17 protein-coding genes, 2 tRNA genes and 1 pseudogene are annotated in these 23966 nt (G+C 62.1%); 5 read left to right on the forward strand and 15 right to left on the reverse strand.

All coding sequences use genetic code 11. The features are described from left to right. Nucleotides 1-175: 175 nt before the first annotated feature. The 9 genes from ACR64R_RS11355 to ACR64R_RS11395 all read right to left on the reverse strand — a co-directional run bounded on the left by ACR64R_RS11355 (nucleotide 176) and on the right by ACR64R_RS11395 (nucleotide 11535). Complete coding sequence (locus tag ACR64R_RS11355) at nucleotides 176-1003, reverse strand: tetratricopeptide repeat protein (protein WP_487361715.1); 828 nt, start codon at nucleotides 1001-1003, stop codon at nucleotides 176-178. After that, a complete protein-coding gene (gene ilvD, locus ACR64R_RS11360; RefSeq protein ID WP_487361716.1) occupies nucleotides 990-2714 on the reverse strand; it encodes a dihydroxy-acid dehydratase in 1725 nt (574 codons plus the stop codon). Before ilvD ends, ACR64R_RS11355 begins: the two co-directional genes overlap by 14 nt. 290 nt (nucleotides 2715-3004) lie before the next feature. Then, a complete protein-coding gene (locus ACR64R_RS11365; RefSeq protein ID WP_487361717.1) occupies nucleotides 3005-4246 on the reverse strand; it encodes an outer membrane protein transport protein in 1242 nt (413 codons plus the stop codon). A gap of 360 nt (nucleotides 4247-4606) precedes the next feature. Further along, the gene (locus ACR64R_RS11370; RefSeq protein ID WP_487361718.1) at nucleotides 4607-7390 is read right to left on the reverse strand and encodes a valine--tRNA ligase; all 2784 of its coding nucleotides are present in this window, start codon (nucleotides 7388-7390) and stop codon (nucleotides 4607-4609) included. Nucleotides 7391-7619: 229 nt separating this feature from the next. Beyond that, nucleotides 7620-8447: a DUF2497 domain-containing protein gene (locus ACR64R_RS11375; protein ID WP_487362417.1), complete on the reverse strand. Its 828-nt coding sequence runs from the start codon at nucleotides 8445-8447 to the stop codon at nucleotides 7620-7622. A gap of 238 nt (nucleotides 8448-8685) precedes the next feature. Further along, nucleotides 8686-10068, reverse strand: coding sequence for a TolC family outer membrane protein (locus tag ACR64R_RS11380; protein WP_487362418.1), 1383 nt, complete (start codon nucleotides 10066-10068; stop codon nucleotides 8686-8688). 184 nt (nucleotides 10069-10252) lie between these two features. Further along, nucleotides 10253-10924, reverse strand: a complete 672-nt coding sequence (locus tag ACR64R_RS11385) for a protein-L-isoaspartate O-methyltransferase family protein (RefSeq protein WP_487361719.1) — start codon at nucleotides 10922-10924, stop codon at nucleotides 10253-10255. A gap of 112 nt (nucleotides 10925-11036) precedes the next feature. Beyond that, nucleotides 11037-11110: transfer RNA gene (locus tag ACR64R_RS11390), tRNA-Cys, on the reverse strand. A 164-nt stretch (nucleotides 11111-11274) separates the two neighbouring features. After that, nucleotides 11275-11535 carry a hypothetical protein gene (locus ACR64R_RS11395; RefSeq protein ID WP_487361720.1) on the reverse strand — a complete coding sequence of 87 codons (261 nt, stop codon included), beginning with the start codon at nucleotides 11533-11535 and terminating at the stop codon, nucleotides 11275-11277. A 199-nt stretch (nucleotides 11536-11734) separates the two neighbouring features. Between ACR64R_RS11395 and ACR64R_RS11400 the strand changes: the two genes are divergently transcribed. Continuing rightward, nucleotides 11735-11809 (forward strand) — tRNA-Asn (locus tag ACR64R_RS11400). Between the two features lie 310 nt (nucleotides 11810-12119). On the opposite strand, the pseudogene ACR64R_RS11405 reads toward ACR64R_RS11400, so the two are convergent. Continuing rightward, nucleotides 12120-12363: pseudogene (locus ACR64R_RS11405) on the reverse strand (IS3 family transposase); the annotation flags it as partial. A 22-nt stretch (nucleotides 12364-12385) separates the two neighbouring features. Here ACR64R_RS11405 and ACR64R_RS11410 point away from each other — a divergent pair. Next, on the forward strand, nucleotides 12386-13537 hold the full coding sequence (locus tag ACR64R_RS11410; protein WP_487361721.1) for an acyltransferase family protein: 1152 nt from the start codon (nucleotides 12386-12388) through the stop codon (nucleotides 13535-13537). A 48-nt stretch (nucleotides 13538-13585) separates the two neighbouring features. Here the strand turns inward: ACR64R_RS11410 and ACR64R_RS11415 are convergent, their stop codons facing one another. Next, complete coding sequence (locus tag ACR64R_RS11415) at nucleotides 13586-14620, reverse strand: acyltransferase family protein (protein WP_487361722.1); 1035 nt, start codon at nucleotides 14618-14620, stop codon at nucleotides 13586-13588. 119 nt (nucleotides 14621-14739) lie between these two features. Next, nucleotides 14740-15498: a TylF/MycF/NovP-related O-methyltransferase gene (locus ACR64R_RS11420; RefSeq protein WP_487361723.1), complete on the reverse strand. Its 759-nt coding sequence runs from the start codon at nucleotides 15496-15498 to the stop codon at nucleotides 14740-14742. A 464-nt stretch (nucleotides 15499-15962) separates the two neighbouring features. Here ACR64R_RS11420 and ACR64R_RS11425 point away from each other — a divergent pair, with 464 nt between their 5' ends. From ACR64R_RS11425 to ACR64R_RS11435, 3 genes are all read left to right on the forward strand, one after another. Continuing rightward, nucleotides 15963-16193 (forward strand): DUF6074 family protein, encoded by a 231-nt coding sequence (locus tag ACR64R_RS11425; RefSeq protein ID WP_487361724.1) that lies wholly within the window; start codon nucleotides 15963-15965, stop codon nucleotides 16191-16193. A gap of 511 nt (nucleotides 16194-16704) precedes the next feature. Next, on the forward strand, nucleotides 16705-17748 hold the full coding sequence (locus tag ACR64R_RS11430; RefSeq protein ID WP_487361725.1) for a pyridoxal phosphate-dependent aminotransferase: 1044 nt from the start codon (nucleotides 16705-16707) through the stop codon (nucleotides 17746-17748). Nucleotides 17749-17775: 27 nt separating this feature from the next. Further along, nucleotides 17776-18693 (forward strand): allantoinase PuuE, encoded by a 918-nt coding sequence (locus tag ACR64R_RS11435; protein ID WP_487361726.1) that lies wholly within the window; start codon nucleotides 17776-17778, stop codon nucleotides 18691-18693. 26 nt (nucleotides 18694-18719) lie between these two features. Here ACR64R_RS11435 and ACR64R_RS11440 read toward each other — a convergent pair whose 3' ends face one another. The 3 genes from ACR64R_RS11440 to ACR64R_RS11450 all read right to left on the reverse strand — a co-directional run bounded on the left by ACR64R_RS11440 (nucleotide 18720) and on the right by ACR64R_RS11450 (nucleotide 23924). Beyond that, a complete protein-coding gene (locus ACR64R_RS11440; RefSeq protein WP_487361727.1) occupies nucleotides 18720-19622 on the reverse strand; it encodes an SMP-30/gluconolactonase/LRE family protein in 903 nt (300 codons plus the stop codon). A gap of 74 nt (nucleotides 19623-19696) precedes the next feature. Next, nucleotides 19697-22114 carry a GcvT family protein gene (locus tag ACR64R_RS11445; RefSeq protein ID WP_487361728.1) on the reverse strand — a complete coding sequence of 806 codons (2418 nt, stop codon included), beginning with the start codon at nucleotides 22112-22114 and terminating at the stop codon, nucleotides 19697-19699. Nucleotides 22115-22268: 154 nt separating this feature from the next. Next, nucleotides 22269-23924: an ABC transporter substrate-binding protein gene (locus ACR64R_RS11450; protein ID WP_487361729.1), complete on the reverse strand. Its 1656-nt coding sequence runs from the start codon at nucleotides 23922-23924 to the stop codon at nucleotides 22269-22271. Between the last annotated feature and the right edge of the window lie 42 nt (nucleotides 23925-23966).

The following is a 23966-nucleotide window of genomic DNA, read 5'->3' on the forward strand; positions in this document are numbered from 1 at the left end:
CCAGGATCAAAGACGATTGTCCGGGAGAAGCGCCAAAACCGCGCCCCACATCGATCTTGACCCCATCCCCCGGCCCGGCGCCAACGGAGCCGGCCGAGAACTGACCCGGCGCTACGGTCGCGACCGGACGCCGGCATCCTCCGTTGAATACTTGAATTCCTGACCGAGAGCGGCGCTACTGGTCGCCGTTGTTGCCCTTGGTTAGAATATCGTCCGCGAGCGAGATCGCGGTCCGGCGATCGGCCTCGCCGGCCGCTGCGAACGCCTCTTCCTGCATGCTGCGTATCCAGGGTTGGTCGGCCGCCGGGGCACGCTCGAGCGCGGCCGTCATCATCGCCAGGCCGCGCACGATCTTGCCGCTCTGGAACAGAAGATTGCCGAGAGTCGCCTGCGCACCGGCATGCCCCTTCTCGGCAGCCAGTTGCAGCCACCGGCCTGCCTGCTTGACGCTGGCCTTCACGCCGCCCTCGCCCTTGAGGAACATCCGGCCGATCTCGAACTGGGCGTTCGGATTGCGGTAATTGGCGGCGGCGCGCATGTAATATTCCTGCGCCGCGACGTCGTTCTCCTCAACCGGAGTGCCGGGAATGCCCTTGCGCAGATAATCGCCGAGCGCAACCAGCGCGTCCGATACGTAGCTTTCTTCCGGAGAGCCGGGCTCGACGTCCTGATCGACGATTTCCGAGAAGAACTTGTAAGCGGCATAGTCGTCGCGCGTGACGCCATCGCCTTCGGCGTACATGCGCGCGAGCTTCCAGGTGGCGCCGATCTGGCCGTTCTCGGCGGCGTATTTATAGGCCTCGACCGCCTGGTCCTTGTGACCGCTCTTGTAGGCGGAAAAGCCGAACTGGAACACCGCCCACGGGCTCGACTGCGGTTTCACGCCGGTCTTGTCGTCGAACACCTTGTCGTCGAAGGCCATGGCCTGCCCGGCGGCGCCCAAGGTCGCGATCGCGACCAGTGCCGGCAAGACGAACGACCTCAACACCTCAGATGTCCGCATAGCAGTGCGTTTCTTTGGCGCCGCCCGGATGGGTGACCGCGCCGTCGCGGGCCGACCCTACCGTTTGCGCGTATTTCCAGATCGCGCCGGACTGATAGTCGGTCTTGCGCGCCTTCCAACTCTTTGCCCGGGCCGCGAGTTCAGCGTCCGACACGGCCACCTCGATCGTGCCGTTCACGGCGTCGATCGAGATCACATCGCCATCCACGATCAGCCCGATCGGTCCCCCGACCGCCGCCTCCGGCCCGACATGGCCGATGCAGAAGCCGCGCGTGGCCCCCGAGAAGCGCCCGTCGGTGATCAGCGCCACCTTGCCGCCCATGCCCTGGCCGTAGAGCGCCGCCGTCGTCGACAGCATCTCGCGCATGCCCGGGCCACCGCGCGGTCCCTCGTAGCGGATGACGAGAGCCTCGCCTTCCCGGTAGTTGCGCTGCGTGACCGCTTCGAAGCACTCCTCTTCTGAATCGAAGCAGCGCGCCGGACCCGAGAATTTCAGTTCCGACATGCCGGCGACCTTCACGATCGCGCCTTCGGGGGCAAGGTTGCCCTTCAAGCCCACAACGCCGCCTGTCTTGGTGATTGGTCGATTGGCGGGACGCACAACATCCTGGCTCTCATTCCAGGAAACGTGCTCCATGTTTTCGGCCAAAGTGCGGCCAGTGACCGTCATGCAGTCGCCATGCAGATAGCCGTGGTCGAGGAGCGTCTTCATCAGCAGCGGAATGCCGCCCGCCTCGAACATGTCCTTGGCGACATATTTGCCGCCGGGCTTGAGGTCGGCGATGTAAGGCGTCTTCTCGAAGATCGCCGCCACGTCGAACAGGTCGAATTTGATGCCGGCCTCGTGCGCGATCGCCGGCAGATGCAACGCCGCGTTGGTCGAGCCGCCGGTTGCCGACACGACGGTCGCGGCATTCTCCAGCGCCTTGCGCGTGACGATGTCGCGCGGCCGGATGTTCCTGGCGATCAGTTCCATGACCTTTTCGCCCGAGGCGAAATTGAAGCGGTCGCGCATTTCGTAGGGTGCCGGCGCACCGCAGGAATAGGGCAGCGCGAGGCCAATTGCTTCTGCAACGGTCGCCATGGTGTTGGCGGTGAACTGGGCGCCGCAGGAACCGGCGGAGGGACACGCCGCCTGCTCGATCTCCAGCAGATCGGCATCGCTTATCGCGCCGACTGAATGCTGGCCGACCGCCTCGAACACATCCTGCACGGTGATCTGCCGGCCGCGATAGCTGCCGGGCAGGATCGAGCCGCCATAGATGAAGATCGAAGGCACGTTGAGGCGCACCATGGCCATCATCATGCCGGGCAGCGACTTGTCGCAGCCGGCGAGCCCGACCAGCGCGTCATAACAATGGCCGCGCATGGTGAGTTCGACCGAATCGGCGATCACCTCGCGCGACACCAGCGACGACTTCATGCCCTGGTGGCCCATGGCGATGCCGTCGGTGACTGTGATGGTGCAGAACTCGCGGGGCGTGCCGTTGGCGGCCGCGACGCCCTTCTTCACCACTTGCGCCTGGCGCATCAGCGAGATGTTGCAGGGAGCGGCCTCGTTCCAGCAGCTTGCGACGCCGACCAGCGGTTGCGCGATCTCGGCCGCCGACAGGCCCATCGCATAGAGATAAGAACGGTGCGGGGCGCGCGCCGGACCTTCGGTCACGTAGCGGCTGGGCAGCTTGGCCTTGGAGATTACCTTGGCGTCCATACTCGTCCTTGCCGCACACCCCGCGGCCGGTCCCATCGCCGGGCCAACCTGGCACGCATCCCGAGACCTATTCGGGTTGCTCCGGGTTTATGGCGGGAAATGGGCAGTTCCCTGTGTCCGACTTCTACAGCAGGGGTTGTTCAGAAAGTGTTGCCGAAACGTCACAATCGCATGATGCGCCGGTCGTGCAGCGAATCTGCAACAGCGGGCTGTGAGGCCGGGTTGAGCTGCCGTCAACTCAACAAAAAGGCCGGGCATTGCCCGGCCTTTTTTAACGAATTTTCAGAAACTTAGAACTTGATCTTAAGTCCGCCCGAAACTGCCGTGACCAGATCGTTGCCGAAGTCGTAGCTGGCATCGGTACCGGCCACATAGCCATTCTTGTCAGTTAGGGTGCCGGAATGGCCACTCGTCAACACGCCGATTGCGCCTGCCAATCGAAATTCGATGTTCGGGCGCGGTGTGTAGGCAACGCCGCCGCCGATCGTCCAAGTGTCGCTCTGCGAACCGTAACCGTGCGAGGTTCCACGATCCCAGGTGAGCTGGCCCGCGGCACTCCACTGATCGTTGAACTTGTGGCCAATACCGCCGCTGACCGTCCAGCCATCCTGATACATCAGATCCAAGGAGGTCCACCTGATCGGTCGCGGGGAAGTCGTTGTACAAGCGGCAACGCCTTTCGAGGCCTGAGAGCAGATCGGAATGCTCTGCAGAATGCTCCAGTTGACCCACTTGACTGAGCCGAATGCAAGCCAGCCGGGAGCTATGCCCGACTGAACCTTCAATTCCACAGAATCCGGCATCGAAGCTTCACCATAGATCGGAATGACCGGACCACCGACATGGGTTAAGTCAAGGGTGCCCGAAATGTTGTCCAGCTTCACCTGAGAATTGTAGACGAGGCTGGCGCGCAACGCGATCTCAGGAATCTCGTAGGCCAGACCGGCTCGCCAGCCCCAACCGCTGCTTGACAAATCGACGCGGCCGGTGCCGGAGAAATTCGGGAAGAGCGGCGACACAAGGTCTTCTTTGAAGCCATAGACTTCCTGATAAAACACACCGCCAATGAAGCGAACCTGACCCTTGCCAGCATCCATCTTATAGGAGCAGGTGGTTGCGTAATTGTCGCTGTTGATTTTAGTTTCCATGTTGGATTGCGCGCCAACCCACTGGCCAGGGGCCGTATGCGCGCCCCAAGGCTGCGAGTAGTCGAACATACAGTCAATCCCAGGCACGACTTGGGCCTTAACGCCGATGCGCGGCACCCAATAATTCTCGCTGTCTTTGGCACTAGTCGAGCCCACCACGGTGCCATTGAACGGATCCGTATCCTTCGCGTTCTTGAGTTTGCGGTCCGGCATCACGTACGTCGCTTCCGCTTCCGTAGCGAACGGAGCCGGATCGAACAGCAGATCGATATCGTAGCCGCCGCGCTCGATGCCACCCGCATGCGCGGGGAGCATCGCGGCGCCGATCAAAGCGATTGAAAAGCAGCCTGCCCCCGCCAGAGCTTTGAGCCGCAAAATATTCATGGAAATCCCTCCCCGAATACAAGTGACTCAAGCTAGAACCAATTCGGGTTAACGGCGCAACAACGATCTCAAGAACTGTACGCGTACATCTTGACAGCACGTTTTTTTGCCATGGTCATCGACGCCGCAATTGGCGCCTAAATCACGCAAACCGGCCTCGAACACTCGAAAAAATCCGCAAAAACCGCCCAAAACAGGGCAAAAACGGCCCGATTTAACGGCTTGCGGGCCCCATTGTTACATTATGGCAACAATGGGGCGCAAACTTTCCGTTTACGTCAAAATTAACGTAGCGGCACGCCCATTTTCGAGGCAGCTAACGTACCGGAAACCACTCTCCCGAGGCGTGATTCTTGCCGCTCAGCCAGCCTCTCGGACCCTATTCAAAGCCACTGATAGCTTCTCCTGCGCCTCGCGATATTCGGTGAGTTTCTCGCGTTCGGCCTCGACCACCTCTTCCGGTGCGTTGGCGACGAACTTCTCGTTCGAGAGCTTCTTGTGCAGGCGGGCGATTTCTTCGGTCGCCTTGGCCAGTTCCTTCTGCAACCGCGCGGCCTCGGCCTGGAGGTCGATCAGGCTGCCGAGCGGCAGGCTCACCGTCGCCTCGTTGAGAACGATCTGCGCTGAGCCCTTCGGCGGCGTATCGGCGAGCGCGATATCGCCGACGCGCGCCAGCCGCTTGATCGCCTGCGCGTGACGCTCCAGCCGCTCCTGCGTCAGCGTGTTGGCGCCAATCACCATTAGCGGCGCGATCGCCGCCGGCGGCACGTTCATTTCCGAGCGCACCGAGCGGATGCCCGAGACCAGATCGACCAGCCAGTTGATGTCGGCGGCCGCCTCCGCGTCCTCGAAGTCGGGCGATGGCCAGGCGGCATGGCAAAGCAGCGATGCGCGCTCCTTGCCCTCGCCCGCGGTCTGCGCCCACAACTCCTCTGTCATGAATGGCATCATCGGATGCAGCAGCTTGTAGATCTCGTCGAGGACGAAGGCGACGCAGGCCCGGCTTTCCGCCTTGGCGGCCTCGTCAGTGCCCATAAACACCGGCTTCAGCAGTTCCAGGTACCAGTCGCAGAACAGGTTCCAGACAAAGCGGTAGGCGGCGCCCGCCGCTTCGTTGAAGCGGTAGCTTGTGATGCCTTCGGTGACCGCGCGCGCCGCCCGCGTCAGCTCCGTCAGGATCCAGCGGTTGACCGGCAGCCTGGCGTCGTTCAGCCAGAAGTCGTCGTTGCGCGCGACCTCGTTCATCTCGGCAAATCGCGTCGCGTTCCACAGCTTGGTGCCGAAATTGCGGTAGCCGGCGATGCGCGCCGGGTCGAGCTTCACGTCGCGCCCTTGCGCCGCCATCACGGTCAGCGTGAAGCGCAGCGCGTCGGCTCCATATTCGTCGATCAGTTCGAGCGGATCGATGACGTTGCCTTTCGACTTCGACATCTTCTGCCCGTTCTTGTCGCGCACCAGCGCGTGCACATAGACAGTGTGGAACGGCTCCTCGTCCATGAAGTGCAGGCCCATCATCATCATGCGGGCGACCCAGAAGAAGATGATGTCGAAGCCGGTCACCAGCACGTCGGTCTGGTAATAGGTCTTCAGCTCCGGCGTCTGGTCGGGCCAGCCCAGCGTCGAGAACGGCCACAACGCGGACGAGAACCAGGTGTCGAGCACATCCTCGTCACGGGTCAGGATATCGCCCGGCTGGAAATTCTCGAGCTTGTCCTCGACCCAGGCCTTCCACGGCCCTTCCAGGGCCAGGTAATATTCGACGGCGGCAGAGAGGGCCTCTTCCTCGGTCTTCTCGACGAAGACATGCCCGTCCGGCCCGTACCAGGCCGGGATCTGGTGACCCCACCAGAGCTGGCGCGAGATGCACCAGGGCTGGATGTTCTCCATCCAGTCGAAATAGGTCCTTTCCCAGTTCTTCGGCACGAAATTGGTGCGGCCCTCGCGCACCGAGGCAATCGCTGGCCTCGCGAGTTCGGCGGCGTTCACATACCACTGGTCGGTCAGGAACGGCTCGATCGGCACGCCGCCGCGATCGCCGTGCGGCACGGTATGCCGGTGCGGCTCGATCTTGTCGAGGAACCCCCCGGCCTCCATCAGCTCGACGATCTTCTTGCGCGCGGCGAAACGGTCGAGTCCATCGAGCTCGTCCCAGACCGCCCGGCGCTCCGGCGTGACGTCGAGGCCGGCGAGAAAGTCGTCATTGTCCTTCAGCTTGATGGCGGCTTCGACCGTCAGGATGTTGATCGCCGGCAGCTTGTGGCGTTTGCCGACCTCGAAATCGTTGAAGTCGTGCGCGGGCGTGATCTTGACCGCGCCCGAGCCCTTTTCCGGATCGGAATACTCATCCGCCACGATCGGTATCTTGCGGCCGACGATCGGCAGCAAGACGTTGCGGCCCACCAGATCCTTGAAGCGTTCGTCATCCGGATGCACCGCCACGGCCGTGTCGCCGAGCATCGTCTCGGGGCGCGTCGTGGCGACCGTGATGAAGGTCTTCGGGTTCTCCGGGTCGAACGCCTCGCCTTCGATCGGATAGCGGAAGTGCCAGAGATTGCCGTTCACCTCGTGCTGCTCGACCTCAAGGTCGGAAATTGCGGTGAGCAGCTTCGGGTCCCAGTTCACAAGGCGCTTGTCCTTGTAGATGAGACCTTCCTTGTAGAGCGTGACGAAGACCTCCAGCACCGCCTTCGACAGGCCTTCGTCCATGGTGAAGCGTTCGCGCGACCAGTCGGCCGAGGCGCCGAGCCGCTTCAGCTGGTTGAAGATCGCCCCGCCGGACTCGGCCTTCCACTCCCAGACTTTCTCGATGAACTCTTCACGCGTGAGATCGCGGCGATGAATCTGCTTCTCCATGAGCTGGCGCTCGACCACCATCTGCGTGGCGATGCCGGCGTGATCCATGCCAGGCTGCCAAAGCACGTTCTTGCCGCGCATGCGCTCGAAACGCACGAGAATGTCCTGCAGCGTGTTGTTGAGCGCGTGCCCCATATGCAGCGAACCGGTGACGTTCGGCGGCGGGATGACGATGGTGAAGGCTTCGGCCCCCTCTTCCGCGCCGGCACCGGCCCGGAAGGCGTCGGCCTCTTCCCAGATTTTGGCGATCTTCGGCTCGACGGTTTTGGCGTCGTAGGTCTTTTCAAGCATGGAGGAAGTCCGAACTGTCGGGAACAAGCGTCCGGTGTAAATCGGAAGGCCTTGGCCGAGTCAACCGCGAGAGCAGCGATCACTTCCACAGATAGGCCTGTCGGCGACCAGCGACAATCCTGGCCGGCCGGCGGCGCGCCTCCCTGAGGCGCATCGCGCCCCTTCAGAATCGCTGCTTGCGCTTCAGGGTTCTGATTACACGGAGCTTCAGCCTGCGTGTCGCGGCAGCCTACTGCGCCCCTCGCGCCACGCGCTCGATCTCCTCGCGCACCAGCCTTTCGACCAGCGTCGGCAGGTTGTTGTCGAGCCAATCCTGCAGCATCGGCCGCAGCATCTCCTCGGCCATTTCATCGAAGCTCTTCCTGCCGCGGCTGGCAAAAGCGTCGGAAAGCTCGCCGAAGGCCGCGGCAACCTGCCTGCCCGTATGCTCCGAAAGTATCGCCGGACGAGATGGCTGAGCCTCCGGCGCGGATGGCTGGGGGCCCCCGGTATGGCCGGAAGCCTCGACCGCCGGCTCTTCCTCTTCGACCTCGACTTGCGGCACGGTTTCAGAAACCCGGAGAGCCGGCTTCGCGGTAACCGTGTCGCCACCCACCGCGGCGATTTCCCGCCGCCAATCGGCGACAATGGTCTCGGCGGTCTGCGGCGCATTCGCCGCGACGGGCTTGCTCGCCGCCGGCGCGTCAGACTCGAAGGCGCTTCTGGCGCCAACCTCCGCCAGGGTCATCGGCTCCGGCGCGGCCTTCACCGGCTCGGGGCGGGCCTCGACGCGCGCAATCGCCGGATCGGCCACTGCAAGCTGGGCCTGGACTTCAGCCAGGGTAACCGGCTTGCGGGCCCCTGCATCCACGTCCAATTCCGACCGAAAGGCGTCGACCTCGACATTTGGCACGGCGGCGGGGGGTACGTTACCCGGGGCCGGCTCGAGGTCCTGGCGCAGATCGCCCGCTTCGGCCGGCTGCTTGCGCCCGGTGTCGCTGTCTTCGATGATCCTCCGGATGGAAGCCAGTATCTCTTCCATGGAAGGTTCGCGCTGCGCGCTGCTTGCCGTCGCCATTGTCACATCCGCCGCCTTGCGACCCATCACGGAATTCCGTTCCTGCCCGGGTCGAATCAATGGCCACAGCGTAACCGACCGGCCGTCATCCGAGAATCCCCAATCTGGGGACACATTGGATTTCAACAGATTAGAGCGATTTCAGGCAGCGAACCCGCCTAGAACCACGTCATACGGAAAGCCGAACGCCGCGCGCCCGGTGGACACGCGGCGTTCGCGCGAAGCGTCGTATACGCAATCAGCGCCCGTCAGGCGTGCGAGTTCCGATCCACTTGTCCTTGACGGCGTTGTAGTGCTCTTCCGGCCTGTACTTGCTGACCGCAAGGCCCAGGCGATCGACCGACAGGCGGCCCATGGCCGACAGGATGGCATAGCTCGCCACGACCACGTCGCGCTCGGAGCTCGCCTGATTGATCTTGGCGGTGATGACCGCGTTCTGCGCGTTCAACACGTCAAGCGTGGTGCGCTGGCCAACATTGCGCTCCTCGATGACGCCGTTGAGCGCCAACTGAGCGGCATCGATAACCTGCCTGTTGGCATCCACGCTTTCGCGCGCGGCGACATATTGCGTCCAGGCCGAGACCACCGCCTGGCGCACCTGATCGCGGCTGACATCCACCTGGATGCGCGCTTCGCCGAGCGATTCCTTGTTCTGCCGCACAATCGCCGAGGTCCGGCCGCCCGAATAGATCGGAATGGTCAGCGTCGCGCCGATATTGGCCGATGTCGTGCTCCCGTTCGGATTGTTGACGGAACCGGGAACGCTGTGGCTGTAGTCGTCCGAGATCCCGGCGGAAGCCGAAAGCTGAGGCAGCAGCGCGCCTTCCGAGGACTTCACCGAGAAGGCCGCCGCATCGACCAGATGCTGCGTGGCAAGTATGGCCGGATGCTCGGCGGAGGCAATGCTCAAGGCGGCATCGAGATTTCCCGGCAGCAGCTTGCCCAGCGGCGAAGCCGCCTTGAGCTTGCCGGGTTCGTCGCCAACGATCTGGTGGTAGGTGGCGGCGCTTGCCAGCGCCGTCGCGCGGGCGGCGCTCAACTGCGCCACGGCCGTCGCGCGCGAGGCATCGGCCTGGGCGACGTCGGTGCGGGTGCCCTCGCCGACCTCGAAGCGCGAACGCGCGGCGCGCGCCTGCTCGGTCAGGAACTGCAGGTTCTGCTCGGTCAGCGCCGCGACCTGCCGATCGCGAATCACGTCCATATAGGCGCTTGCCGCGTTGAACAGGATGTTCTCTTCGGTGTTGCGCAAGCTCTCGACCGAGGCCTTCACCTGCGATTCGGCGGCGGCGACATTATTCTTGGTTTGAAAACCGTCGAACAGCGTCTGGTTGATCTTCACGCCGAAGCTGCCCGTCGTCAGCCGCCTGCTGGTGCCAAATCCATGTGTGTTGGTGTAGTCGATGTTTGCCGACCCGGTGACGGTCGGGCGCCAGCCCGACTTGGCGATAGCCACGCCTTCATCGGTGACACGCACGCCGGCGCGCGCCGCGTTGAGCTGCGAATTGTACTGGTAGGCCTTGGCGAGAGCGCCCGTAATGGTTTCGGCGGAGGCGGCCAGCGGCGACATCGCGGTGGCGGAAACAAGGATAGCTACTAAAACACTCTTGCGTAGAGGCGGCACGTTATTTCCCTCATTCGTTTTGCATGGGAACCACGCCACGTCGACCCACCCTTACGGATCGGCCGGCGCCGCGTTGTTTATCGTTCCCCCGCTGACGGCGTCCGGAATCGCCCGGTTAGCCAATCAACAACGATTGTCAGGCGCAAGCGATCATGACAGCGCCTTCGCTGCAAGGCAAAAACGCTCAGAATTCGAAAGCGTGGACGCGTTCGAAGCCCGGTAGTGGCTTAATTGCCGCATTAAAGGCCCGTCTTCCGGTTACAACCCCTCCTGCCTTGAAAAACAGCCGGGCCACGCCGGAGTTGCCCTGCCCTTCGACCGCCACCAGCCGCCCTTCTTCCGCAAGCTGGTCGAGCAACGCTTGCGGCACTGCCTCGACGCTGCCGCCGATGCAGATGACATTATAGGGCCCTTTGGCGGCCTGCCCCTGCGGCAGCGGCCCGGTGACTACCGTGACGTTCTGGCAGCCAAGTTTGGCAAGCGTGGACTTCGCGGTCTCCGCCAGCACGGGGTCGCTTTCGAGCGCGACGACGGAACGCGCGAGCCGGGACAGCAACGCGGCGGAATAGCCCGTTCCGCAGCCTACATCGAGCACCGAATCGCTGGCGTCGATCTCGGCCAGTTGCAAAAGCTTTGCGAGCGGCGACGGCTCCATCAGGTAGCGCGCGCCGCCATTGCCGCCATCCGAGATGCGGATGTCTTCGTCGATATAAGCAAGATCCTGCTGCCCGGGGCCGACAAAGGCCTCGCGTGGGACGGTCAGCATGGCTTCGATGAGAGGCGCGCTGGTCACATCGGTGGTGCGGACCTGGCCGTCGACCATCTTCACGCGGCGTTCGGAGAAATCAGCGTCCATATCCCAACAATCCGCTCCCCATCCCAACAATCCGCTCCCCGCGCCAGACGCACGGCTAGAATTTCGACCGGAACCCCGCTCCGGCGCGGTTGCGCTGGAGCCAGCAAGCATCTGGAGGCCTCGCCCGGAATCGAACCGGGGTGCAAGGATTTGCAGTCCTCTGCGTAACCACTCCGCCACGAGGCCTCGCAATGCTCCCGGCGTTCCGAGCGAACTCATTATGTTGACGCTCAAGGGTCGTCAAGCGCTCGCGCGTCATTCCCGACGCTTTCGCATAGGACCGCGAAAGTGGTGATTGCCAATCGGTTGTCGCGGTTCGGGGCGTCGCTGCGGCGCGGCGGCCCCAACTCTCAGTCGGGCCGGCGCCGACGTTCCCACCAGACCACGAATCGTCGCCGGTGGCGCCGGATCATGGCGAACTCATAGGACAACACCAGGAGACCCAGCGGAACCATCCAGAAACCGAGAATCGGCAGAAAGCCCAGAAGCCCGCCAAGGGTAAGCAGCATGCCGATCACTATCCGCAAGCCGCGTGAGCGCGGCATGGCAAATTCACGGCCGAAGATCGAAATCTTTCGCGCGGAGGCGTGGTGGTCGTCAGTTGCCGTCATTCAAGCCCAGATCCCAAAGCATGCGAAAGGCGTAACCGGCCAATTTGTTCCGCGCGGCGTGAAACCCCTCATTATGTGGGCATGCCGAGACGATGTCACAATTAGCCGCATTAAAAACTGGAGAAAAATTGCGAATTGCTGCTTTGCAAAGCCGAAAGGTGTTTGCTATAGGCTGCGCCACTCACGTCAGAGCCTCCGTTCCCCGGTAGCTCAGTGGTAGAGCAACCGGCTGTTAACCGGTTGGTCGCTGGTTCGAATCCGGCCCGGGGAGCCAATATTTCCAAGACATGCTCGACATCGCCATGCGCAGATCCGTTGCCGCCGAGCTACAAGGCGCTCTTTGCGGCTGTCCATGAAACCGCTTTTTCACGATCCCGGTTGAGCGACACTTCTCTGTCGGTGCTGACGTTGCCCCATTTTTATCGAACTTTGAGTTCGTTTCTGGCGTTGGATTTGCTTTGATGGGCGGTGGAAGCGACGGCCACTGGGGCCGAGCCGTTGGCATAGCGTAGCGCGAGCGACCATCACGGATTGAAGGTGTCAGCGAACCCCGCCCGTGTCCGCCCTCCAATTTTTGAGCAATTTTCGGTGAACTGGTTCGACACGAAGTCCGGAGACCAGCGCTCGTCGGGCCTCAGCGTCACCAAATTGGCGCTCTGGTCTCAGCCGCTTGCGGCCGCCACGCCCGCGAACGGCAAGCTTCTTCTTCCGATGCAGCCGGACCAGCTTCTTGTGGTTCGCGACGAGGCCTTCACGGCCCAACATCACGAGAAGACGCCGGTAGCCGAACCGGCGACGTTCGTGCGTGATCGCCCTCATCCGCTCGCGTGCCTGTTGGTGGAGGTGCGGCTTGGCAGGTCAGGTCGGCAGCTGGTATCACACAGAGAAAGTGGAAATGGAGCGACCGTCGATGGAGGAAAAGCGTAACATTTTCGACTTTATGCGCTTCGCAGCCGCCACAATGGTCATTTGGGGCCATGCCTACGAATTGAACGCCATTCCTGGCGTGCCGGTTCTTTTCAACGCTTCGATACATTCGCTCGGAGTGATATTCTTTTTCACTATCAGTGGATATCTAGTCACCCAGAGCTTGGTGAGGTCGAAGAGTTTCGCCGAATTCTTCTGGAAACGCGCTCTCCGCATCTTGCCCGCTCTGGCTCTCTGCACTGCCCTGACTGCCATCGCGATTGGACCGATGGTGACAGCGGTTAGCTCGACGGAATATTGGTCGAGTCCGATCCTTAGAAATTTCTTCTACAATGCCGTGCTCTATATTCATTACGCTTTGCCCGGCTTGTTTCAGCAGAACCATCTCACAGCAGTGAACGGCTCGCTTTGGTCCCTTCCAGTCGAGGCCCTTTGTTATATCGTGCTCGGAACTTTAGGCACTTTGTTCCTCTGGACAGGGTCAAGACTCGCTTTCGTCATCGTTGCAGTGGCGGCGCTCAGTGGGGCGATGTTCTTTCGAAGCTATTCTGGGCCGCCGATCCTCTTTTACCACATGAGCCTGGCGCAGGTCTTCTTGGTGGCGCCCTACTTCTTCGTTGCGTCGGCAATGGCTATGATGATGAAGCGCGAACACTTCCGCCCGATGCCGGCGTTATGGTGCCTCATCGTTCTCGCCTTGGTGGTCAGGTCGAAAACTGACACGCTGCTGGTCGTCATTCAGCCGGTGCTTCTCTCTTATGCTGTCCTGACAATCGGCCTGGCTTCCGTCCCGTTGTTGAGAGAGTGGCACAAGGCTGGCGATGCCTCATACGGCATGTACCTCTATGCCTTCCCGCTTCAGCAGATCCTCGCGCAGTTTGTCGGCAATTCGGTAGACATCCACTCTTCCATTCTCATCGGATTTGTCCTCTCGGTGTTGTGCGGGTACACGTCTTGGCACCTGATTGAGAAACACGCGATCACGCTCAAGGGCGCCCTCCGCGAGGCAGGCAGAACCGATCACGATCGGTTCGGAGAGCACGCCAGCGGTATTGGCTCCAAGGCCGATGCGTAAGGGAGTTCGCCAGCGACACGCCGGCCAATGCTCCCGCTTACGATGGTGTTATGCTGTCGCCGGGCGCTGCCGCAGTCGTCTGGCAAGGTTGCGGCCGATAGTTTGCCCGGGCAACTCGATGGCGAAATAGGTCGCGAGCGCTATGGCTAAAATGATCGGCAATGACACCGCAAATAAGATGCCAGGCTGGCTTGAGATATATCCTTTCACCTCAAGGAGTATCATCGATTGCCAGAGATAAATGCTGTAACCGGCTAGGCCAGCGGTCACCACTAGCCGGTTGTTCAATATGACGCTTTCATTTCCGGCAGCACCGACGACGACCATCGCTGCGAACGGGTAAATCATCCAAGGATAACGCCACGGCAGGTTACCTCCAGCCAGACCAACGGCCTCTCTGAGCGGCTGGAAAACATCGGCTGACAGCAGCAACAGAGCCGCCGCGCCGATCGCCAATAGTGTATCTCTTATTCGACGGCTCGGGTCAGGAACTTCGAGACCGCACGCACAGCCGATCAGAAAAGGCGTTACAAAGAATACTGCCGGCTGAATGTTGCTTGGCTCGGTGACGATGCCCCAGGCACGTTGATACTCAGTGAGATACCAAGCCCCTGCAATGATCGCGCCCCACACCGGCAGTCGTAGCCAACCAGTGAAAAACGCAAACGCCAATAGCCCCAGTGGCAAGCCTGCATAAAACAGGACTTCTGTCTTGATAGTCCAAAAATGCCACCTCGCCATTCGCAGAATGGCATGGCCCCAGAACATCTCAATATTGTACGAATTACCGATCTTCAGCCATACCGTCCCGCAGTAGAAAGCCACGACAACCACGTAGGCAGGATAAATCCGCGTCAGTCTCCTGATGAAGTAGGATGGTAGGTCTACCCGCCATGAACTGCTTCGAATTGACGTCGCCACACCAGGTGCTAACAGGAAACCGCTCAGCGTAAAAAACAGCCAAACTCCCGTGGCGCCCCACCCAGGATCACCTAGTAGAGAATGCGAGTAAATGACGCTGAGCGCTGCAAAGCACCGCAGTCCGTCAAGTCCAGCTATTCTGCTTTGTGCAACCACCACCACCCGCCCTCTTGATTTTCTTGGCCCGGGGCGGGTCGCATGTCAAGAATATTGCTCGCTGCTGGCTGCTTGATCCCACCAAAACTGATGTCAGCCATTGCAGATAGGTGCGCGAGTAGAAATCAAGATGGCTTTCGCCACCAAACTCCGGTCCAATCTACCTGCTCCATTGGCCCGACTATGCTACGCGCGTCACGAAAATCATCAACAGCCGCTCGGCAGGCAGGGACGGCACCGTAGTCATCGATGATGACGAAGCCGCCTGGCGAAAGCCGGTCGTAGAGATTGTCCAGTGCCTCGATGGTCGACTGATACATGTCCCCGTCGAGCCTGATCAAGGCGAAGCGGCGGTTGGCAAGTGTGGATAGTGTGTCTCTGAACCAGCCCCTCAGGAACTCCACCTGATCATCAAGTAAGCCGTAAGCTGCGAAATGCGCCTGAACCGTTTCGAGCGGGATTGCGAGCTGCTGGAATTTGTGATGCGTGTCTCCAGCGTCTGCGGGGAAGCGAGCCTCGTCCGAAATCGGTAGCCCCTCAAAGGAGTCGGCGGCGATCACCTTACGATCACAGATGCCATGTGCTGCCAGGAGCCCCCGCATCAAGATGCATGCACCGCCGCGCCACACTCCAGTCTCGATAAGATCGCCAGGGATGTTGTCCGCGAGTGCCGCCTCAGTCAGGGTGCGCAAGTTTTCAAGCCGCTTTACTCCAATCATGGAGTGAGCCCGCGATGGCCAATCCCGCCCCTCCGTCCGGAGGGTATCGGTATAGGCACCCCCCGACCAAGGATCCTGCGGTTCGTCCCGATAGATAGTATTCGCGATGCAGCGGATTAAGAGATCGCCGTAGAGGCTGGCAGCGGTCTTCTCGTCGGCGGGCATGTCGAATCCCCCTTACGCATGGGTCACCGCCTGATAGCAGCGCCGGCAAGTCGGGGCAATCGATGGCCGCTGCGAGCTCAGATTGGCCGTCGCTAGTTGCCAGCCATAATCACCCAATTGCTGCCGTCACAGACAAGCGCTGCCCACTTGCCCGCTCCGTTGCCGCGTACTAGCCGATCCGTTGCCGCCGAACTACAAGACCCTCTTTGTCTGTCCATACAACGGCTTTCTTCAACCTGGTTGTGCGACACTTCTGGGTGGTCGGTGCCGGCCCGGTCCAGAGGTGAGGCGACGCGACGGAGGCGACGCGGTCGACAGAAGGCTCGAGGGAACGAGCCCAAGCGCGGACCACATCACCCCGCCCAGGACAGGGGGCTGCCATTCACGGATGATGCGCTGCTGTTAAGTGTCTGTTTCCTTTTCCACCGATAGGTTCGGCGCGCATTTTGCGGGTCATCCTATCTATGTCAGTCCATGCCTTCCCGATTAGCCGAGAGCTTCCGACCATTCGAGCGGTGGCGACCGCTATTGCCCGGCTTCCGAGCGACGAGGCGGCTAAGCTTTGGCGGGAAACTGCTACGCATTTGCTTTCTGTCGCGATCGAGCGCGGTGGCAACACCAACGATGCGCGCGTTGAAGTCCGTCGCTTCTTCGACGCGGTTCAGTTGGCTCTGCACAGCCCAGCCGTGTCATGATCACACGCTCGGATGCAATCCCGGCCTAAGAATGCAGCCATCAGAAGAACACCAGGGCGAAGCGCATCCAGCGCATTCCAAGATGCGTAAACTCACCAAATTTGCCGTGTCGCTGCTTGTGCTCAGTTGTAACTTCCCAGGAACAAGGCGTTGCGATTGTTGAAATAAGAACCGAATCCTAGAGATATCCGAACGCGGCCCGCACAGAGTCGAATTTCGTCAGCCGCATTCAATCCAGTGGGGGGCCCGTCGGGGCCCTGGCACTCTAGGCAATGGGTCGGCGAGGAAAAGCCCGCCGCTTTGCTCTTTACCCAACATCATCGTCTCCGGAAGGCCGATTCCACCTGCCCGACATGGGCCAAATTCCCATAGCCATTGCACTGGCGAATTTTGCTTTGCGGCTTGGTCGTCGTGCCATAGCTTTGGGTTCCGCCGAACCTTGCCGACAAAGCTATAGCCGGACCCGCATGGATATGCCGTGCCCCTGAAAGCCACCGCTCAAATCGAGGCCATGTCCGCTTTCGCACTGGCGAATTTCGGCGGCTTCGACCGGCAGACGCTGGCCCAGAACGAGAGCGCCTTCCCGCCCAGCCCAAGGGCGATCGAGGCCGGCCGGGACGCCGTGGCCCGCAGTCACCTTTATCCGGACCCGGACTGGACCTTGCTGCGCGATGCGATCGCAAGAACCTATGGGGTGGAGCGCGACCTTATCCTGTGCGGCGCCGGCTCGATGGACCTGATCGCCTGCACCATCGCCGCCTTCGCCGGTCCCGGCGCCGATGTACTGGGCACGGACTATGCGTATAGCTTTGCCGCATCGGCCGCCGCCCGTGTCGGGGCGACCTACGTCAAGGCCGCGGAGCGTGGCTTCGAGGTTTCGATCGACGCCATCCTGGCGGCTCTCACGCCGGCAACGCGCATCGTGTTCGTCTGCAATCCGGGCAACCCGACCGGCACGCGCGTCAAGAACGCCGAGCTTCTGCGCCTGCGCGCGGCGCTGCCGGGCGACGTTCTGCTGATGATCGACCAGGCCTATGGCGAATTCGACGACCAGGATCCGCAAGCCGTCTTCGCGCTGGCCGGGCGCGGCGACACCGTCGTCCTGCGCAGCCTGTCCAAAGCATACGGGCTCGCCGGCGCGCGCATCGGCTGGGGGCTGTTCGCGCCCCCGGTCGCCGCACAGGTGCGCAAGATGCAGAATTCCAACCAGGTCTCGACCGTGAGCCTTGCCATGGCCGTCGCTGCCGTCGAGGACCAGGCCTATATGCGCTCGACTGTGGCGCGTACCGCCGACATTCGCGACCGCTTCGCGCAGGGCTTGAAAGCGGCCGGATACGAAATACCCGAGAGCCGGACGAATTTCGTCCTGGTGCGCTTTGCCGATGCGGCGGCCGCGACCGCGGCCGACGGCGCCCTGCGCGGCGCCGACCTAATCGTGCGGGGCATGGCGGGTTACGGCCTGACCGACTGCCTGCGCATTACGATCGGACCGCCGGATGTCATGGACCGCGCGCTGCGCGCGCTCACCGCCATGCGCGGCCGGCAATGCTGGTAAGGGCTTCATCCGAGGAGATTTCAAGACGTGACGTCACACGTGCCGTATCTGCCCGCCCGTGATTTCATCGGCTATGGCGAGCGGCCGCCGGCGGCTGAATGGCCCGGCGGCGCAAAGCTGGCGCTCAACATCGTCGTCAACTACGAGGAAGGCGCGGAATACTCGATCGGCGAAGGCGACGGCGTGTCCGAGGCTATCCTGTCCGAGCTTGCCGTGGCGCCCGCCATACCCGACTTGCGCAACCGCAACATGGAATCGCTTTACGAATATGGTTCGCGCGTCGGCGTCTGGAGGCTGATCTCGCTGTTCCAGGACAAGGGCGTCATCCCGACCTTCTACGTTGTCGGCCGCGCGCTCGAGCTCAATCCCGCCGCGGGCAAGGCGATGGCAGTGCTCGGCAGCGACATCGTCTGCCATGGCTGGCGCTGGATCGACTACGCGCCGCTCAGCGAAGAGGAAGAGCGCAAGCATATCGCCATGACTGTGGATACGGTCCGCAAGGTCACCGGCATCGACCCGCTGGGATGGTACACCGGCCGGCCAAGTCTCAACACCAGGAGGCTGGTGGTCGAGCATGGCGGCTTCCTGTTCGACTGCGACGACTACAATGACGACCTGCCCTATTTCGTCGATGTCGGCGCCAGAAGGCATCTGGTCGTGCCGCACAGCTTCGACAACAACGACAGCCGTTTCTCCCGCGGCTCAGGCCTGGAGACGGGCAGCCAGTTCTTCGAATATGTCAGCGACGGCGTAGACTGGCTTTTGAAGGAAGGCCGAACGACCCCGCGCATGATGACGGTGTCGCTGCATTGCCGGCTGGCGGCGCGTCCCGGTCGCATGATCGGGCTGGAGCGCTTTCTCGACAAGATCGCGGCCAATCCCGACATCTGGGTCTGCCGCCGCTCCGACCTCGCACACCACTGGCTGGACCGGTTCGGCGGCTAACCCGCCGACCGGTCGCCAACGAACCCTCACTTGTTCGGAACCTCATAGACCTTGCCATGCCAGGGCGCTGCGTCGATCTGGTCGAGCGCCATCACGTAGAGCACTTTCTCGTCCGGCCCGAATGCGAAATTCGGCATGGACGGCGACGGCACCGAAAGTGTGCGCAAGAGCTTGGCGTCCTTGTCGACAACGATGATCTTGCCAGGGGCATCGAGCGAGCGCGGGCTCTGGCCGATATACATCTCGCCTTCCTTATCCATCTTGATCCCGTCGGGCCAGATATGCGGCTGGTTCGGGAAGAGATCGTCGAGCCGCAGGAAGACGCGGCGATTGCTTAAGCTGTGGTCGGACGCGACGTCGAACTCAATGATCCGGTTGTCCTCGGTTTCGACCAGATAGAGGATCTTGCCGTCATTCGACATAACGAGGCCGTTGGCATTGTGCAGATCGCCGGCGACCTTCTTCACGCTGCCATCCTTGCCGATGTAATAGGCCGAGGCGTCGATCAGCGGGCCGCCCTTGCCCGAGCCGGTGAAGTAAACGCCGCCATCCTTGTCCGGCGCGAAATCGTTCGGGCCGCTGAACGGCTTGCCGTCCGTATCCTTGTGATAGGGCGGCAGTGTCTTGCCCTCGGCCGAGATGCGCCCGATCGTGTTGTTGTCGTAGCAGGTGACGAGGAACTCGCCGGTGGTCGTCGGCAGCACGGCCGACGGGCCGCAGCCATCCATCTTCCAGAAGATGTCGTTCTTCTTGCCGTCCCAGACAGTCACCGTGCCGCGGCCGTATTCGACGTAGAAAAGCTTGTCCTGATACCAGATCGGACCTTCGGCGAACCACGCGTCGTCGTTGACGACCTTGAGGTCGGCCGCCTGCGCGGCAGTCGTCAGCACCAGGGCGACAATCGTGCCCAGCAAATGCCGTTTGATCATGCGATTCCCCTTTGTTTTGGTTGTTTGAAGTCCTCTTCGAGGTCGTGCGCTCCCAGTCGCCGGACGTTCGCGGCTTACGACCGCAGCCGCCTGCCTTCCGGATCGAAGGGCGGATGCGCGAGCAGCACCGCGTCGTGCGGCCTGCCCAGAATGGCGACAGTCACCTTGTCGCCGGCCTTGGCGGTTCCGGCCTTGACGTAGCCCATCGCCAGCGACTGCTCGACGAAATAGCCGTAGGCGCCCGACGACACCTGGCCGATCGGCGTGCCGTCCGGCAGGAAGATCGGCTCGCCGCCGGTGGCGTCGGCGTCCTTGGTCGAGACTGAGAGCATGATCAGTTCATCCCGCGCCGGCTTCTCGGCGACGGCAAGATAGGCATCGCGGTTGAGGAATTGCTTGTCCGACTTGATCAGCCGGTCGAGCTTGACTTCCTGCGGCCAGTATTCCGGCGAATATTCGCGGCTCCAGCTCCCGTAGCCTTTTTCGACGCGAAGCGACATCAGCGCCCGCGAGCCGACCGGTCCGGCGCCGACCTCCGCGCCGGCCTTGAGCAGCGCGCGATAGAGCTCGACCTGGTCGGTGGCCTTGCAGTGCAGTTCCCAACCGAGATCGCCGGTGAACGAGACCCTGAGCGCCACCACGTCGACACCGGCGACCGTGATCTGGCGCGAACGCATGAACGGGAAGGCCTCGTTCGAGAGGTCGTCATTGGTCAGCCGCTGCAGCAATTCGCGCGATTTCGGCCCGGCGACGTTGAAGCCACCAAGCTCCTCGGTGCGCGAGCGGAAGGTCGTGCCGGCCGGCAGCGGCACCGATTTGAAGAAGCGCTGATGGAAACGCTCGGCCATGCCGGAGCCGATCACCATGAACTCGTCATCCGACAGCCTGGTCACGGTGAAATCGCCGGCGATGCCGCCGCGCTTGCCGATCATGGGCGTGAGGCAAGAGTTGCCGGCCTTGGTGGGCATGCGGTTGGCGAACACCGCATTCAGCCAAGCCTCCGCATCCGGCCCTTTCACCTCGTATTTGGCGAAATTTGAGATGTCGATGATGCCGGCATGTTCGCGCAGCATGCGGGCTTCGCGGCCGACCGGTCCCCACCAGTTCTGGCGCGTGAAGCCGACCGTCTCCTCGCGCGGCTCGCCCTCGGCGGCGAACCACAGCGGGTGCTCCCAGCCGAAATTGAGGCCGAACACGGCGCCCATTTCCTTCTGCATTTCGTAGACGGGCCGGGTCCGCACAGGGCGGCCGGCGGCGCGCTCCTCATTCGGGAAATGGATCTTGAAACGGTGGCTGTACTGATCCTGCACGCGGGCCTTGGTGAAGGCCTTGCCGGCCCAATGGCCAAAGCGCGCCATGTCCCAGCCGAACATATCGAGCGTCGGCTCGCCCTCGATCATCCATTCAGCCGCGAGCTTGCCCATGCCGCCCGACTGCGAGAAGCCCGGGATGATGCCGTTGCAGCAGAAATAGTTGCTGAGCTCCGGCGCCGGCCCGAACAGTACGGCGCTGTCGGGCGACCAGATCATAGGGCCGTTGATCACCTTCTTGACGCCGGCCGTCGCCGCCGCGGGAACGCGTTGAACGGCGCGCATCATGTTCTCTTCGATGCGGTCGAGATCGTCGGGAAACAGCTCATGACCGAACTCCAGCGGCGTGCCTTCCTCGGCCCAGAATTTCATGTTGCGCTCGTAGGCGCCGATGAGCAGCCCGAGGCCTTCCTGGCGCAAGTAATATTCCCCATCGCGATCGGCGACCGAAGGCAGGCGGCGCCCCATGGACGCGATCTCGGGAATTGTCTCGGTGACGAAATACTGGTGCTCTGTCGGGATCAGCGGCAATTGCAACCCCGCCATGGCGGCGACCTCCCTGCCCCAGAGGCCGGCGGCGTTGACCACCCATTGCGTGCGGATGTCGCCCTTCGGTGTGCGTACGATCCAGCTGCCGTCTGCCTGCGCCTCGGTCGCCGTGACCGGCGTGAAGCGATGGATCTCGGCGCCGCGCTGGCGCGCGCCGGCGGCATAGGCGGCCGTCACGCCTGACGGGTCGACGTTGCCGCCCTCCGGCTCATACATGATGCAGCGAATGCCGTCGAAATCGACCAGCGGATGCAGCCGCTCGGCCTGGTCGCGTCCGACCTCGTAGAAATTCATCTTGTAGCGTCGCGCCTTGGCTTCCTGGAGCCTCAGCTGGTGCTCGCGCGCCTCCGTCTGGGCGAGATAGAGCGAGCCCGGCTGGAAGATGCCGCAGCCCTGGCCGGTCTCCGCTTCCAGCTCCTTGTAGAGCGCCATCGTATAATGCTGCAGGCGACTGATGTTGGTGGAATCATGCAGGCCGTGGATGTTGGCCGCGGCGTGCCAGGTGGAGCCTGAGGTCAGCTCGCTGCGCTCGAGAAGGACGACATCCGTCCATCCGAACTTGGCGAGGTGATAAAGGATCGAGCAGCCGATCAGACCACCGCCAATGACAACCGCTTGTGCATGAGTACGCATATTCGGGTTTCTTCCCTTTGTTCTTGTTCGGCGACTTTTCTCGCGCTCTCGCTGAGCGCCCGGCGTTTGATTTAGCTGACAGATCGGTCGCAGTCGCCGGTGAATTCTGGGGCGCGACACACGCCCCAGAATTATTGCTGTGATCCGCTCTGGCCTAAGCCTTGTCCAGCCAGACCTTGTCCAACTGCAGCTCGAATGTCTGATGCATGCCGAGGTTCTTCACATAGGTGGCATGGTGGCGGTAGAGCGAGCGCCAGAACGCCTGGACGAGGATGCCGGAGTCCTGCAGGATGAACTCGACGTCCTTCATCAACTCCTTGCGCTTGGCTGGGTCGGCGATGGCCATCGCCTCGTTGAGCTTCTTGTCGAAGTCCGGATTGGCGTAGCCCGACTCGTTCCACGCCTCGCCGCTGCGATAGGCGATCGCCAGCACCTGCACGCCCAGCGGCCGCATGCCCCAGTCGGTGGTCGACCAGGGATATTTCGTCCAGTCGTTCCAGAACGACGAGCCTGGGATGATGGTGCGCTTGACCTTGAATCCGGCATCGCGCATCTGCGCGGCGACGACGTCGGCCGGGTCCTTCACATAGTCGGCGTCGTAGGAGATGAGCTCGAACTCGTGATCCGTCTGGCCGGCCTCGGCCATCAGCGCCTTTGCCTTGGCCAGGTCGCGCGGAACTCTCGGCAGCGCGTAATATTCCGGATGGATCGGGCAGACATGGTGGTTTTCGGCGACCTGACCGAGACCGCTATAGCCGAGCTTCAGCACCGTCTCGTTGTCGACCGCGAGCTGGATAGCGTTGCGCACCCGCTTGTCGTCGTAAGGCTTGTTGGTCACGTTGGTGCGCAGCACGATAGTGCCGGCGGTGACGACCTGCTCCTTGACCAGGCCCATGCTGTCATAGAGGTCCACGGTGCCGCCGACCGTCTGGTAGTTGCAGTCGATCTCGCCCGCCTCGAAGGCGCTGCCGATTGCGGGGTTCGACGCGTCCGATCCATAGTCGACCCAGTCGACGCCATCGAGATAGGTCTCGCCACCGAACCAGGTGAAGTCCTTGCGCCGACGGACAGAGGCCGACTCGCCAACCTTGTACGAGATCAGCTCGTAAGGACCCGTGCCTGGCGTCTTCAGCATGTTGGCGCCGTTCTTGTCGAAGTCACGATGGACGATGACCGCTGGATAGTCGGAAAAGCCCGGGATGATGGTGACGTCCGACTGGCGGCATTTCAGCTTGACCGTGTGGTCGTCGACTTTGGTGATAGCGCCGGCGGCGGCCTTTTTGGTTGCGGGATCGATCAGGGAGCTCATGCGGCCGGCCATCGAATTGCCCTCGGCCGCCTTATCGCACCACCGTTCGATGTTGTAGACGATGTCGTCGGCGTTGAAGTCGTCACCGTTCGACCACTTCACGCCCTTGCGCAGATGCAGCGTGTATTCGGTGGCGTCGTCGCTTACCTCCCAGCTCTCGACCAGATGACCCTCGAAGGTGAAGTCGGTGGTGTAGCGGATCATGTAGTCGTTGCATTGGCGCATGACATTGGCGATTTCCGACCAGTCCCAGGCGCGCGGATCCTTCATGTCCTTGATGATCATCTGCATCTTCAGGATGCCGCCTTTCTTGCCGGGCACGATCGCGGCGGCCTTGGCCGGCTCGATCCCCGCCATCGAGTAGGCGAGCGCCGTGGAAGCGCCCATCACGCTCGCCATGGCCAGGAATTCGCGCCGGTCCATCCGGCCGCCTTGGACTTCGGTTGCGTAGCTCTCGATGACCGCCGGGACGCGGTCACCGTTGCTCTTGAACATTGTCATCGTTGTTCTCCGGTTCAGGGCTTTTCCGCCCGTTACATTCCC

This window comes from Mesorhizobium sp. MC2-1-1 (assembly GCF_057597255.1).